The sequence below is a fragment of the Pseudonocardia sp. TRM90224 genome, from assembly GCF_021245725.1.
In the GTDB taxonomy this organism is placed as follows: domain Bacteria; phylum Actinomycetota; class Actinomycetes; order Mycobacteriales; family Pseudonocardiaceae; genus Pseudonocardia.
Map to the genome: position 1 here is coordinate 32,832 of NZ_JAJGSX010000055.1, position 14,228 is coordinate 47,059.

Annotated in this window: 12 protein-coding genes; 5 read left to right on the top strand and 7 right to left on the bottom strand. The window is 70.6% G+C overall.

Annotation, left to right across the window (positions count from 1 at the left end; all coding sequences use genetic code 11):
- Positions 1-13: 13 nt before the first annotated feature.
- Positions 14-1,477 carry an MFS transporter gene (locus LL648_RS39360; RefSeq protein ID WP_232668058.1) on the top strand — a complete coding sequence of 488 codons (1,464 nt, stop codon included), beginning with the start codon at positions 14-16 and terminating at the stop codon, positions 1,475-1,477.
- A 1-nt stretch (position 1,478) separates the two neighbouring features.
- Here LL648_RS39360 and LL648_RS39365 read toward each other — a convergent pair whose 3' ends face one another.
- Positions 1,479-1,943 (bottom strand): nitroreductase/quinone reductase family protein, encoded by a 465-nt coding sequence (locus LL648_RS39365; RefSeq protein ID WP_232668059.1) that lies wholly within the window; start codon positions 1,941-1,943, stop codon positions 1,479-1,481.
- Positions 1,944-2,020: 77 nt separating this feature from the next.
- Here LL648_RS39365 and LL648_RS39370 point away from each other — a divergent pair, with 77 nt between their 5' ends.
- Positions 2,021-2,485, top strand: coding sequence for a MarR family winged helix-turn-helix transcriptional regulator (locus tag LL648_RS39370; RefSeq protein WP_232668060.1), 465 nt, complete (start codon positions 2,021-2,023; stop codon positions 2,483-2,485).
- Positions 2,486-2,501: 16 nt separating this feature from the next.
- Here the strand turns inward: LL648_RS39370 and LL648_RS39375 are convergent, their stop codons facing one another.
- The 4 genes from LL648_RS39375 to LL648_RS39390 form a co-directional block, all read right to left on the bottom strand.
- The gene (locus tag LL648_RS39375; RefSeq protein WP_232668061.1) at positions 2,502-2,969 is read right to left on the bottom strand and encodes a hypothetical protein; all 468 of its coding nucleotides are present in this window, start codon (positions 2,967-2,969) and stop codon (positions 2,502-2,504) included.
- A gap of 67 nt (positions 2,970-3,036) precedes the next feature.
- On the bottom strand, positions 3,037-3,981 hold the full coding sequence (locus tag LL648_RS39380; RefSeq protein ID WP_232668062.1) for a hypothetical protein: 945 nt from the start codon (positions 3,979-3,981) through the stop codon (positions 3,037-3,039).
- Between the two features lie 41 nt (positions 3,982-4,022).
- Positions 4,023-5,297 (bottom strand): HNH endonuclease signature motif containing protein, encoded by a 1,275-nt coding sequence (locus LL648_RS39385; protein ID WP_232668063.1) that lies wholly within the window; start codon positions 5,295-5,297, stop codon positions 4,023-4,025.
- Between the two features lie 669 nt (positions 5,298-5,966).
- Complete coding sequence (locus LL648_RS39390) at positions 5,967-7,829, bottom strand: helix-turn-helix domain-containing protein (RefSeq protein WP_232668064.1); 1,863 nt, start codon at positions 7,827-7,829, stop codon at positions 5,967-5,969.
- A 199-nt stretch (positions 7,830-8,028) separates the two neighbouring features.
- On the opposite strand from LL648_RS39390, the gene LL648_RS39395 reads away from it, so the two are divergent.
- Complete coding sequence (locus LL648_RS39395; protein WP_232668065.1) at positions 8,029-9,075, top strand: alcohol dehydrogenase catalytic domain-containing protein; 1,047 nt, start codon at positions 8,029-8,031, stop codon at positions 9,073-9,075.
- A 62-nt stretch (positions 9,076-9,137) separates the two neighbouring features.
- Here the strand turns inward: LL648_RS39395 and LL648_RS39400 are convergent, their stop codons facing one another.
- Together LL648_RS39400 and LL648_RS39405 are read right to left on the bottom strand one after the other, a co-directional pair.
- The gene (locus LL648_RS39400) at positions 9,138-10,289 is read right to left on the bottom strand and encodes a MalY/PatB family protein (protein ID WP_232668066.1); all 1,152 of its coding nucleotides are present in this window, start codon (positions 10,287-10,289) and stop codon (positions 9,138-9,140) included.
- Positions 10,282-11,886, bottom strand: a complete 1,605-nt coding sequence (locus LL648_RS39405) for an APC family permease (RefSeq protein ID WP_232668067.1) — start codon at positions 11,884-11,886, stop codon at positions 10,282-10,284. Before LL648_RS39405 ends, LL648_RS39400 begins: the two co-directional genes overlap by 8 nt.
- A gap of 93 nt (positions 11,887-11,979) precedes the next feature.
- On the opposite strand from LL648_RS39405, the gene LL648_RS39410 reads away from it, so the two are divergent.
- Both LL648_RS39410 and LL648_RS39415 read left to right on the top strand, forming a co-directional pair.
- Positions 11,980-12,882, top strand: a complete 903-nt coding sequence (locus tag LL648_RS39410) for a LysR family transcriptional regulator (RefSeq protein ID WP_232668068.1) — start codon at positions 11,980-11,982, stop codon at positions 12,880-12,882.
- Positions 12,883-13,632: 750 nt separating this feature from the next.
- The coding region (locus tag LL648_RS39415; RefSeq protein WP_232668069.1) for a DUF222 domain-containing protein at positions 13,633-14,228 on the top strand (596 nt) is incomplete at its 3' end.

A 14,228-nucleotide genomic window follows, 5' to 3' on the forward strand; every position in this document is an offset into this window, starting at 1 on the left:
CACGGTGGCGGACGTGAACGAACAGGGTGTCATTTCCCCGCCCGGCCTGCGGTCGTGGCTCGGGCTGCTGGTGATCCTCGGGCCCGTCCTGCTCGTGGCGATGGACGGGTCGGTGCTGTTCCTGGCGATGACCGCCGTGACCGAGGCGCTCTCACCGACCGCGGAGCAGTCGCTGTGGGTGCTGGACGTCTACGGGTTCGTCGTCGGCTCGCTGCTCACCGCGTTCGGCTCGATCGGCGACCGGTACGGCCGGCTCAGGCTGCTCATGATCGGCGCCGCGGTGTTCGGCATCGGCTCGACGGGCGCGGCCTTCGCGCCGAACCCCGAGCTGCTCATCGCGTTCCGCGGGCTGATGGGCCTCGCCGGGGCGACGCTCCTCCCGTCGGCGCTGGCGGTGCTCGGCGAGCTGTTCACCGACCCGCGGTGGCGGGCGCGGGCGATCGGCATCTTCGCCGCCACGTTCGCAGCGGGGTTCGCGATCGGCCCGGTGGTCGGCGGGCAGCTGCTGAGCCGCTTCTGGTGGGGCTCGGTCTTCCTGATCAACCTGCCCGTCATCGCCGGCTTCCTGCTGCTGGCGCCGGTACTGCTGCGGGAGGTCCCGACCGCGCGGACCGGCCGTGTCGACGCGCTCAGCGTCGTGCTCTCCGCGGGCGGGCTCCTGCTGACCGCGTACGCGATCAAGCACCTCGCCGCCGAGGGCCCGGCCGTCGGTCCACTGGTGGCCGGCGGCATCGGGATCGGGGTGCTGGTCTGGTTCGGCCGCCGCCAGCGCCACCTCGACCATCCGCTGTTCGACTTCACGCTGTTCCGCGAACGGATCTTCACCGTCGCAATCGTCACCGGGCTGCTGCCGCTCGCCGCGTGGTCGGCCACCGCGTACCTCAGCGGCATCTACCTGCAGTCGGTGCTCGGGCTGCCCGTCCTGCAGGCGGCGTTCCTCGCGATACCCGGCGCCGCGGTGCTCACGCTGACCTGCATCATCACCCCGGCGATCGTCGAGCGGATCGGCTCCCGCGCGGCACTCGTCACCTGCCACCTGTCGATCGTCCTCGGCCTGCTGCTCCTGTTGCCGACCACCGCGACCAGCGGGATCGGCTGGTACGTCGCCTCGACGGTCGTCGCCGGCTTCGGCTACGGGATCTCGTTCAGCCTGGTCGCAGACACCGCCGTGGCCGCGGTGCCGCCCGCCCGCGCCGGGTCGGCCGCCGCGATCGCGGAGACCAGCAACGAGATCGGGAACGCACTGGGCATCACGCTGCTCGGCTCGCTCGCAGCGCTGCTCTTCCGCCTCCAGGGGCCCGGCGTCGCGGGCACGCTCCCCGAGACGCTCGTGGTTCCCGACCTCGCGCCGGCCGTGCTCGACAGCGCCCGGGCAGCGTTCGTCACGGGGCTGCACGCGGCGGCCGCGGTGGCGGGCGTCCTGCACCTGGTGCTCGCCGGGCTGGCGCTGTTCTGGGTGCCGCGGGCCGGTCGGTGACCTAAACGCGGGTCAGCCGCAGCACCGGCAGGACCCGGTCGGTCTTCACCTGGTACTCGGCCATGGTGGGCCGCCGCTCGGTGATCAGCTTCCAGGCCCCGTCGCGGCGCGGGCCGTCGAGCTGCTCGGCGTGCACGCGGTGCCGCTGCCCGCCCACCTCGATCCACACCTGCTCGGGGTGGGCGGCCATGTTGTGGTACCAGCCGGGGTTGTTGGCCGCGCCGCCGAACGAGGCGACCACCAGCCACGCGCCGTCGGCGTCGAGCTCGTAGCCCACCGCGTTCTTCCGTTGCTGGCCGGTCTTCGCGCCGACCGTCGTCAGGTACAGCACGGCCTTGCCCTGGAACGTGTCGCCCTTCCGACGGTGGTCCCACAGCATCACGGGATTCATCACCCGCGCGACCAGCGCGGCCCAACGCACCCCGCGCATGCCGCGGGTTCCTGCTGCGTTCTTGGCGATCGCCATCTCGTCCTCCGGAGTTGTAGATACAACGATCGTATCTACAACCGTTTCTGTGTCAACTCGCTTGCTAGACTCCCGTCGTGGCATCCGAAGACAGCGTCGCGCGGGCGTGGGCGAGCCTGCGCATCGTCCACCGGGAGACGAGCAAACTGCTCGACGCGCAGCTGCGCGCCGAGGCCGACTGCTCGCTGTCGGACGTCGACGTGCTCACCGAGATCAGCTGCACGCCCGACCGCCGGATGCAGATGCTCACGCTGGCCGACCGGCTCGGCGTCACCCGCGGCGGCCTGACCAGGATCATCGACCGGTTGGTCGAGCGGGGCTGGGTGAGCCGCGACCGCCCGGAGCACAACAGGCGCGAGGTCTACGCCGTCATCACCGACGACGGCATCCGGGTGCTCAACCAGGCCAAATCGATCTACCTCGGGCTGCTCACCCGGACCCTCGGCAGCCACCTCGACGACTCGTCGTTCGACGAGATGGGCACCAGCATGGGAAAGCTGCAGGCCGGCTTGACCGGGAGCACCGGCCGCTGGCGGATGTGACTCGAGGGCCCGACCGTCACGCGGCAGCAGCGGCCAGGATCGCGATCAGCACGGCCATCACGACGACGAACAGGACCACGGTCGCGATCGGGACCAGGATCACCACGAGGAGCCTGTTGCGGAGGGTGTGGTCGCGGTACGGGGCGGGGAACGATCCCGGCGGGCCGATCTGGCCGCGAGCGTTGTAGTGACTGCCTCCGAAGAAGCCGGTCGAGCGGTATTCCAGCTCGGCCGACGGGCCCGGGGGCACCACGATGGTCGCCAGCCCGGTGATGTGCTGCGCGAGCTGGAAGACGGTGATGGTGACCGGGCGGTCCGCCGGCACGTCGAGGTTCACCACGCCCCACGGCAACACGTGGGTCGAACCGTCGACGTTGATGTGCAGACCTTCCGGGCTGAACCTCGGCCGGCACAGGTTCACGGTGACCGTGCGTCGTGGACCGACGTGGTATCCGCCGTACGGGATCAGCGCGCTCGTGTACATGTGCCCTCCCGGGTTTCCGACCGGCCCGACATCCACATGGACCCGGCGGAGCCCTGGGAGGTTGGGGTCAGAACGTCATCGCGGGCACCACGTGTCGCCGGCACTCCGCACGAGTGCTGCGGGCGTAGCCCACGGTCAGCGCGGTCAGCGCGAGGCCCCAGACCAGCATGCTCGCGTAGACGACCATGAACGCCCAGGGCGCGATCTCGCTGCCGTCGATGGTGCGCGTCCCCAGCGCGACCTCGGCCATCTGGACCGTCGCGATGACCCCGACCGGCAGCAGCATCAGCGATCCGAGCGCGCCGACCCCGACCTGCGCCGGACGCACCCACCGTCCGGTGAGCCGGCGCCCCATCCCGATCGCGACGACCACCCCGAGCAGCACGAGCACAACCGTGTCGCCGAACCCGGGCGAGGTGAAGGTGACGTCGTCGAACGCGTGCCCGGTCAGCCCGACCGGGATGCCGACGGCCCAGCAGAGCTTCAGCGCGCCGTAGGGCAAGGCGCCGACGATCGCCGCTCCCGCCAGGGCCGGGAGGTTCCGCCATGCCCGCGGCGGCTCGGGAGTCGTCCGCCCGCACGCCGTGCACCGGCCGAGCGCCCGCCGCCCGTCGACCACGAGCCAGATGACGAGCGTCCCCGCGGCCGCCACCCCGGCCAGGTTCGTAGCGCCGGCGAGCCAGGCCGGGGTGACGTCGAACGGGCCGCGCGCGCCGGTCACCAGCCCGCCCACCCACACCACCAGGGTGAGGATCGTGTGCGGCACCGCGCCGACGCAGCCGGCGGCCACCGCCGCGGCGCACACCGCACCGACCGCGGCCCGCACGCGGTACGGCATCGCCACCCCCGCGAGCAGGACGATCACGGCGACCGCAGCCGCGACCACCGTCACCGGATTCGGCGTGACGGGCATCTGCACCGGCTCCGCGGCACCGCTCACCTCCAGCACGGCGAACAGCACGGCCGCGGCACCGCACAGCCCCGCTCCGACCTTCCGGATACTCATGTCCATGACGGGAACGGTCGCAGCGGCGCGCCGACGCAACCTCCCGCTCATGGGGGATAAGCCACGACCCACGAGGGATGCGTCGGACTTCGCCGTGGGACCTGATCCGGATCCACCCATCTGGGCGGAATGAACTCCGGTAGCCCGTCGACCATGCGGACCATCCATTCGGTGGCATGGATTTCGCGGTGATGCATCTTGCATAGCATTACCAGGTTGTTGATTTCGGTTGGTCCGCCGTTTTGCCATTCAACAATATGGTGGATGTCGCACCAACTCGCCGGGCGGCCACATCTCGCGCATCCGCGGTCACGGGCGGCGACGGCTCGTCGCATTCCGTCGGGGATCACGCGGTTTGCGCGGCCGATGTCGAGGGGTTGGCTGTCGCCGTTCATGACGATCGGGATGACGCCGGCGTTGCAGGCGAGCAGCCGCAGATCCTTGGTGGCGATAGTGCCGCCGAAGTCGAGGACAGCAGTCCGGACCCGGTTCTCCAGCTCTGCGAGTGGGATGTGCACGTTGAGGTGCGGACGGTGCCCGCCGGCGTGGGGGACGTCGCCGTGGTCGAGGACGTAGCCGCAGATGTCGGCCAACGCCTCGGCCTGGCGTTGCCCGGCGCTGCGCTGATCGTCACTGGTGGTCGGCTTCGACTTGGTGTCGATCAGGGTGGCGATGGTGGCGAACAGGACCGGGTTGTCGAACCGACCCTTGATCGTCCCGCCCGGCCGGTCCGGATGACGGGTGATCGTCAGCTCGTTGACCTCGGACTCCGGCCCGTCGTCGGGTTCGGGCCCGTCCTGGTCGAACGACCGGACCACCCGCATCCCCAGAGTGAAGAGACCTTTCGGATCGAACACCGCCGCCTGGCCCGCAAGTTGGGCTTCGACATACGCACAGTCCTCCGGGGTCAACCGCCCGGCCTCCTTCGAGCCGAGGACCTGGACGATCTTCTCGACGTGCCGCAGGCTCATCACCCCGGCCTCGAACGCCGCCGCAGCAGCAGGCAGCCGGGCCGGCAACACCTGACCGTCCAGAGTGATCTGCGGGCAGATGTGCTCGGCGGCGGTCACGTACCGCTTGGCGTCGTTGTGGTCGAGGTTCCACAAGTCCCGGAACGCATGGATCGACGACTTATACCCGCGCGCATGAAAACCGCCCTCACGAACAAAAGCGCTGATCGCGCAAACCCTCGCGAAGTCCACCCGGCGCCCGAGAACCTCCAATTCACGGGTCGCACTACAGCGTTCTTCGAACGTCCCGACCAGGGTGTCTACCTGCAGTTGTACCACCCCGTCGAAGGCGGCCTGCAGGTTCTCGGACATACCTCCATTTTAGACGCGGCAAAGATCCATAGCCACTCCATTTCGACTTCGTGCACACCTAAGGTAAAGCGTCGACAACGACGTTCTGGTCGTTTGTGAACGCTAACAACAGCCAAAACGTCGTTGTCGACACCCAAGCCCGGGCCGGCGCCGAAGGCGTGCCCGCCACCCACAGGTGAGGCAAGTGTGCCATCCCGTCGACCTGGGAAAACCCCACCACACGGCCGCCCGTGGGCGGCCCTCAACAAAACCGCAACAGAACACGCAAAGCTCCGCCCACGGGCGGCCGTGTGGTATCCCCAAGGAGGTCGACGGGATGGCACGACCCACCATCCCGGAGATCTGCCCGCCCGGCGAGGGCGCCCTTAAAAACGCGCGACCACCAAGACCAACCGGACCACCGCCGCGAGCCCATCCGCCGCCAACCCACTAAACGGAACCACGTCGAAAACCCAATCACACCCGCCCAAACGCGCCACTCGCGCGCCGATACATGGGACTCACCCGCCGAAACGTGGGACTCGCCGGTTGGAACGTGGGACTCGCCCGCCGGGCCGCGAGACTCACCCGCCGGGCCGTGGGACTCACCGTGCCGGAGGTGTCGACTCACCGTGCCGAAAGTGTCGACTCACCCGCCCGTCACCCGAGTCGCGCACCCGCCGGCGCCCGTCAGGCGATGTACGAGATGCCGAACGCGTCGATCTTGCGGTACAGGGACGAGCGGGCGATGCCGAGCATCGAGGCGGCCTTGTACCGGTTCCCCCGCGCCTCGTAGAGCGCCTGGATGATGGCGTCGCACTGCGCCGCCTCCAGCATCGACATCCGGCGCGGTCGGCGCTGGAAGCAGTGCGCCGGCAGGTCGGGCGCTTGGATCTCGCCCAGCGGCTTGCGCGCCACGACGTAGCGCAGCACGTCCTCCAGCTCGCTGATGTTGCCCGGCCACGCGTACCCCTCCAGCACCCGGATCACCTGATGGGACACCCGCAGCCGGCCGCGCGCCAGCCGGCGCAGGATCGAGAGGGCGATCTCGCCGATCTCGTCGGCGCGATACCGCAGCGCGGGGATCCGGGTGACCTCGTGGAAGTGCCGCAGGAGCAGGCCGTACGGGCGGGTCGCGTCGACCGCGGGCGTATCGACGCAACCCACGAGCAACGGCGGCGACGGCATCGTGACGAGCAGGCGCAGCGCCTCGTCGAGCCGTCGCGCGCCGAGCGGGCTGAGGGTGTTCATGGCGTGCAGGACGACGATGGTGGGGCGGTCGAACAGGCGGCCGGCGCGGTCGATGCGCGTCTCGGCCGGGTCGCCCGCATAGGACGCGCAGTCGACGGTCACGAGCCGGCCCGACGGGTGCACTTGCCGGAACCGGCTCGTCACCAGCGTCCGCTTGCCCACCCCCGGCTCACCGATCAGCAGGTGGTTGCGGCCTTGCGTGATGCTCGCGAGCACCTCCTCCTGCGCGCGGAGGAACGGGGTGAGCAGCTCGCGGTTGGCGCGGATGCTCGCCTCGATGTGCTCGCGCGAGCGGCCGCCGTGCCGCAGGTCCTCGGCGTAGTCGCGGCGGGTCGTCGGTGCGACGTGCGAACCCTGCCGGCGGACGGCCTCGGCTGCCGCGGTGGGCCGGCTCGTGCTGGCCGGCGCGCCCGTCAGGAGGCACCCGGCGACGGTGTCGTGGTCGCGGATCGCGGTCAGCGCGACCTCGCAGCAGCCCGCGACCGGCAGGTCGACGTGCTTGAAGGTGAAGTCGCGCAGCACCGCCCCGGCCAGGATGAGATCGCTGAGGAAGCGCAGGTCCTGGGCGTCGAGGTGACGGGCCGCGGCATTCGTCAGTACGCAGTCGCCGTCGGTCGCGATCACCCAGCCGCCGTCCCGCTCCGCCTCGCGGAATCGTTCGAGCACCGCGAGCCGTCCGGTGGTGCCCGCCATTCGCGCCTCGATCCGCGCGACGAGCGTCCGCGCGATGGCGAGCTGCAGAGTTGAACCCTGCGACGCGTGCACGACGACCACGACGACGCCCGACGTCGCACCGGTCTCCGGGTCGCGCACGACGGCGGCCGCCTCGTCCACCGACAGCAGCTGCACGTTGTAGTGCTCCGGCCCGCGCACGGTGGCATCGGCCTGCTCGTGCAGCGCGACCGCGGCGGCCGTCGTCCCGACGTCGCCCTCGGCGTAGCCGTACCCCGGCAACAGCAGCAAGCCGTCGAGGAGATCACCCAGCGCGGGATCGTCATCGTGCCGCGCCCGCACCATCCCGAGCGGGTCGAGCAGCGCGAGCGAGCAGCCGACACCCACGTTGGCCGCCAGGAACTCGGCGAAGACGCCCTGGGCGCAGCGTTCGACCAGCGCGGCCCCATCAACCTCACCGCCACCGTCGCCTCGAAAACAGGCCCGGAGCCGCTCGGCGTCGACGTCGTTCGCGCGCGACCGCTCCCATGACGCGACAACCGCGTCCGCGACGGCCCGCGGGCCGGCCGGGGTTCGTCCGGTGGCGAGGAACGAGCGCCTTGCCGCCTCCTGACCGACCACGCCGACCATCCCGGCAGGATAAGCTCGCCCGGCGGGCGCTCCTGTCTCATTCTGAGCGAACGGCACTGTCCCGGCGGCACTGTCCCGGATCCGCGTCAACCGCGATCACCCGCCCCGACCGCCACGGCCAGATGGTCCGATTCTCGGACAGTCGACGCTCCGGCGCGCGTCCTACGTTCGGTGCTCCGCCAGCACAACGGAGGTCGCGATGAAGGCGTTGGTCTACCACGGTCCGGGCAACAAGGCGTGGGAGGACGTGCCCGACGCGACGGTCGAGGAGCCGACCGACGTCGTGGTGCGCGTCGACACCACGACGATCTGCGGCACCGACCTGCACATCCTGCAGGATGACGTCGCCGCGGTGACCGACGGGCGCATCCTCGGCCACGAGGCCGTCGGCACCGTGACGGCCGTCGGCGAGGCGGTCCGCGGGTTCGCCGTCGGCGACCGGGTGCTGGTGCCGGCGATCACCAAGTGCGGCCGCTGCGAGTACTGCCAGCGCGGGATGCCGTCGCACTGCCAGACCGTCGGCGGCATCGGCTGGATCTTCGGGCACCTCATCGACGGCACTCAGGCCGAGCTCGTGCGCGTGCCCTACGCCGACACGTCCCTCTACGCGGTACCGGAGGCAGTCACCGACGAGCAGGCGATCTTCCTCGCCGACTCGCTGCCCACCGGCTACGAGGTGGGTGTGCTGGCCGGGCGGGTGCGCCCCGGCGACACGGTCGCCGTCGTCGGTGCGGGCGCCGTCGGGCTGGCCGCGATCCTCACGACCGACCTGTGGGGAGCGTCGAAGGTCATCGCGATCGACACCAACAAGTTCCGGCTGACGAAGGCGTTGGAGTTCGGCGCGACCGACGCGGTGGAGGTCGGCCCCGACACCGTGCCCGCCGTGATCGCGCTGACCGACGGGCTCGGCGTCGACGTCGCGATCGAGGCCGTCGGTTATCCGGAGACCCTGCTGACCGCGGCCTCCCTGGTCCGGCCGGGCGGGACGATCGCCAACATCGGCGTGCACGGCACCCCGGTCGAGCTGCCCATGCAGGACATGTGGATCCAGAACGTCACGCTCACGATGGGGCTGGTCGACACCGTCTCGATCCCGACGCTGCTGAAGATGGTGGCGAGCGGCCGCATCCCGGCGGAGAAGATGGGCACGCACTCGTTCACCTTCGACCAGATGGACGAGGCCTACGACGTCTTCAAGAACGCCGCGGCGAACGAGGCGCTCAAGGTCGTCCTCAAGCCGGCCTGAGCTGGTCCAACATCTGCCCAGCGCTCATCGGCGGCACCCCACGGCCGCCGATGAGCGCGGCCTCACGCCCCGAGCACCTTGGCGATGCGCGCAACGGCATCGCTGAGCACTGCCGGCGGGGTCGCGAAGTTCAACCGGACGAACCCGGCACCTGCGGCGCCGTAGTTCGCGCCCTCCCCCAGCGCCACGCCGACCTCGTCGAGCAGCCAGGCGCCCGGGCGCTCGCGGCCCCACGCCCTGAGGTCGAGCCAGGCGAAATAGGTCGCTCCAGGACGCCGGCAGATCTCGCCGAGGCCGGCCGCGTCGAGGTCGTGGAGCACCAGGTCGCGGTGGACGCCCAGGTCGCGCACCACGGCGTCGAGCCATGGCCGGCCATGATCGAGCGCAGCGACCGTGGCGACCATGCCGAGCGGGCTGACCCCGCTCGACTCCACGTGCGGCAGCGCGCTCCACGTCGCGCCGTCGCCCGGCCCGGTCAGCACGACGAACGCCGCCCGCAGGCCGGGGAAGTTCCACGCCTTCGTCGCGCTCGTGACGGTCACGGCGTGCGCGCGGGCCTGCGCGTTGATCGCGGCGTACGGGACGAACGGCGTGCCGTAGCGGATCGGCGCGTGGATCTCGTCGGCGATCACCCGCGCGCCGTGGCGCTCGACGAGGTCGGATAGCGCGAGCAGCTGCGCGTGGTCGAGCACGGCGCCGGTCGGGTTCACCGGGTTGCATAGCAGCACGCTGCCCGCGCCGGCGGCCAGCCCGCTCTCGACGGCGTCGAGGTCGAGCCGGTGGGCGCCGTCGTCGAGCAGCAGCGGGATCTCGACGCATTCCCGGCCGAACGCCGGCACGATCTCGAAGAAGCGCTGGTAGCTCGGCGTCGGGACGAGCACGGGTGAGCCGGGACGGGTGAGTCGCCTGATGGCGATGCCGATGCCCCGCATGACGTCGGGCACGAGCCGCACGTCGGCGGGATCGACGAAGAGCCCGTCATTCCCGAGCCATTGCGCGACCGCCCGCGGGACCTCGCTGCGCTGGTCGGGCACCGGGTACCCGAACCCCTCGGCGTCGACGACCGCCCGCACCGCGTCGCGCACCGGCGGGCACGCGGCGACGTCCATCTCCGCGACGCCGAGGTCGAGCACGTCGGGCGTGAACGCCGACCACCGCTTGTTGCCCCGGGCGCGCGACCTCTCGACGTCCCATACGGGAGCCCGGTCAGACACGTGCGTCACTCCTGTCCTCCTCGCGGTCGGCCGCGTGCTGCCACGCGATGCCCGACCGCATCCCGAACCACCAGCCGGCGACGCACAGCGCTGCGACGGCCAGGCTGTCCCACGGCGCCGCGACCAGCCCGATCCCGCCGAAGCTGCCGAGCCACGACAGCGCGGTCAGCGCGAGCAGCAGCGTCACGAACCAGAGCCCGACCCAGCGCGCCGACGGGTTCGGCGCCGCGTGCCCGCGCCAGATCCGCCAGAGGTAGGCGAGGAATCCGAGCAGCAGCAGCGGGACCGCGACCCGCACCTTGTCCCACGTCGACCAGTAGAGGATCAGGCCCGAGAGCACGAAGGAGAGCGCTCCGACGGCAGGGCTCCAGCGGCCGAGCCAGCCGGCCTTGGGCGACACCGCGTACAGGATCGACACCGCGACGGAGACGGCCGCGTAGCTCAGGCCGTAGTAGAAGCTGAGCGAGCTAGCGATCGACTTCCAGTCGCCGAGCAGCAGGATCACCGCGGCGCCGAAGCTCAGGTTGAGCAGCAGCGCGCGGCGCGGGATGCCGCTGCGGGCGTGCACGTAGGCGAAGAACCGCGGCAGGATCCCGTTCTGCGCCGCCCCGTAGGTGTAGCGGCCTTTCACACCGGCCGACACCAGCGCGGAGCCGGCCGGGGAGAAGACGGCGTCGGCGAGCAGCAGCCAGGAGAGCCAGACCATGCCGACCATCGCGGCGAGGTCGGCCAGCGGCGAGTTCAGGTTGATCCCGTGCCAGCCCCCGCCGAGCATGCTGTTGGGCAGCGCGAACAGCATCGCGAGCTGCAGGCCGAAGTAGATGGTGAACGAGAGCCCGAGCGCGATGAACGTCGCTCGCGGCACCGTGCGCCGGGCGTCGGCGGCCTCCCCCGACATCACCGCGGCGGCGTTGATCCCGGTGAACGAGTAGACGAGCCCGCTGCCGACGATCGCGGTGAGCGCCGCGGAGATCCCGTAGGGCGCGAACCCACCGCCCGTCTCGTAGTTCGTGGTGTCGAACCCGCTGGCCAGCAGCAAGGCCATCGCCAGCAGCGGGACGGCGACCTTGAGCACCGTCACGACGTTGTTGACCTTGGCGATGTAGCGGACGCCGAACATGTTCGCGAAGAACACCAGGCCGAGCACCAGCACCGCGAACACGCGTCCACCGATGGTGAGCGTGCCCGACTCGACGAGGCCGGGGATCCACCTACCGGCGTACTGGGTGAGCGCCGTCGCCTCGCTCGGCCCGGCGTACAGGGCCTGGAGGAACACCGACCACCCGACGACGGCGCCGATCAGCGGGCCGGACGCCAGCTGCGGCCACCGGACGTTGCCGCCGCTGAGCGGGCGGCGCACGGCGAGGTCGATGTAGACGAGAGCGACCAGCAGCGTGGCGAACCCGGTGATCACCCAAGACAGGAGGGCCGCCGGGCCGGCCGTCTTCGCGGCGTTGTAGGCGGCGAAGAGCCAGCCCGAACCGATCACGCTGGTCAGCGTGATGAGGCTAAGCGAGATCGTGCCGAGGCTGCGGTGCAGGCGGGCGTCGCCCTCCGGCGCCACGCCGGCCTGGTCGGGCCTGATCGACTCGCTCACTGGCGTCCTCCTCTCGCGGTCCGCACAACCCTCTCTGTCACCACTGATTTGCAGTAGTGGGCAATCGGCTCTGCTCAGCCCTAGGCTGCGCCTATGGCTTCCCCGGTGCCGACCATCGAGACCACCGACCTCGTGGTCTTCCTCGCGGTGATCCGCACCGGCAGCTTCGGCCGCGCTGCCGTCGACCTGCAACTGGCTCAGCCGTCCGTGAGCGGCCGGATCGCCGCGCTGGAGCGCCGGCTCGGGCCGCAGCTGTTCGTCAGGGGTGCGCGCGGCACCGTCCCGACCCCCGCCGGCGAGCGGCTCGCCGACTACGCGCGGCGCTGCCTCGACCTGCTCGCCGAGACGGAGGCGGCGGTGCGCGCCGAGGACGTCGACCGGATCGTGGTCGCGGCGCCGACGAGCCTCAGCGCGGCCGTGTTCCCCGCGGTGCTGGAGGCGATGGCCGGCAGCCCCATCGACGTCGTCTGCCGGATCGCGCACAGCGACGAGGCCGTCGCGGCACTGGTCGACGGGAGCGCGCACGCCGCGTTCGTGCTGAACAGGGTGCTGCCGGCAGGACTGGGGTCGCGGATGGTCGCGGAATCGCCGATGGTCGTCGTGGTCGCGCCGACGCACCCCGCAGCCGCGCTCAGCGAGGCGTCGTTCGCCGACCTCGTCGAGCACCCGGTCGTCGTGCACAACTGGCACGACCAGGTCCGCGACATCGCGGCGCAGTTCGCCGACCCGCGCCGGGGCCACACGAGCCCGGTGCGGCTGGTCGGCTCCCCCGACGTGGCCGCGGACCTCGGAATGCACCACGGCTACGTCGCCGTGGTCCCCCAGTTCGCGGCAGCCGGCGCACTGCGGCGCGGCGAGCTCACCCGCGTGCCACTCCCCGACCTCGGCCTCTCCCTTGCAGTGCGGCTCGTGCTCCGGGAGACCCGCTCGCCGAGGCCGGGGATCGCGAGGCTCATGGACACCCTCCCGGCCCTTGCCGAACGCATCGCCAGCTGACCCCGGGGCCCGCGGTGTGCGGGCCGGGGGCCATGCCGTGCGCGAGTCGGGGCCACGCCGTGCGCGAGTCGGGGTGGGCGGGTGAGTCGACACCTTCAGCACGGTGAGTCGACACTTCTGGCACGGTGAGTCGACACTTCTGGCACGGCGAGTCCCACGTATCTACGGGCGAGTCCCACGTATCTACGGGCGAGTCCCACGTCTCGGTGGGCGAGTCCCACGTCTCGGTGGGCGAGTCCCACGTCTCGGTGGGCGAGTCCCACGTCTCGGAGCGGTGTGTCGCGCGTTTGGGTGGGTGGGGGTGGGTTCTCGACGTGGTTCGTTGGGTGGCTTCGTGGCGGATGGGCTCGCGGCTGTGGTTCTGCTGGTCTTGGTGGTTGCGCTTTTTTAAGGGCGCCCTCGCCGGGCGGGCAAGTCTTCGGGATGGGTTGGGTCGTGCCATCCCGTCGACCTCTTTGGGGATACCACACGGCCGCCCGTGGGCGGAGCTTTGCGTGTTCTCTTGCGGTGTTGTTGAGGGCCGCCCACGGGCGGCCGTGTGGTGGGGATGTTCCAGGTCGACGGGATGGCACTCTTCAGCCCCACCTGTGGGTGGCGGGCACGCCGGCTGCGCCGGCCGTCGACAACGACGTTTTGGCTGTTGTTAGCGCTCACAAACAGCCAGAACGTCGTTGTCGACGCTTTGCCTCAGGCGTGCACGAAGTCGAAATTGGACTGGCTATGGATCTTCGCCACATCTAAACTGGAGGTATGTCCGAGAACCTGCAGGCCGCCCTCGACGGGGTGGCACAACTGCAGGTAGACACCCTGGTCGGGACGTTCGAAGAACGCTGTAGTGCGACCCGTGAATTAGAGGTTCTCGGGCGCCGGCTGGACTTCGCGAGGGTTTGCGCGATCAGTGCTTTCGTTCGTGAGGGCGGCTTTCACGCGCGGGGGTACAAGTCGTCGATCCACGCGATCCGGGACTTGTGGAACCTCGACCACAACGACGCCAAGCGGTATGTGACCGCTGCTGAGCACGTCTGTCCTCGGATCGCCATGGACGGTCAGGTGCTGCCGCCGCGGCTGCCTGCCAGTGCGGCGGTGTTCGCGGCCGGGTCGATGAGCCTGCGGCACGTGGAGAAGATCGTTGAGGTCCTCGCCTCGAAGGAGGCCGGGCGGTTGACCCCGGCGGTGTGTGCGGACGTCGAGGTCCAGCTCGCGGACCAGGCGGCGGTGTTCGAGCCGCAGAGCTTGTACGTGTTGGGGATGCGGATCGTCCGGTCGTTCGACCAGGACGGACCCGAACCCGAGGGCGTGTCACGCGAACGGTGTAAGCCGCGGGTGGACCAAGATCGACCGCTGTG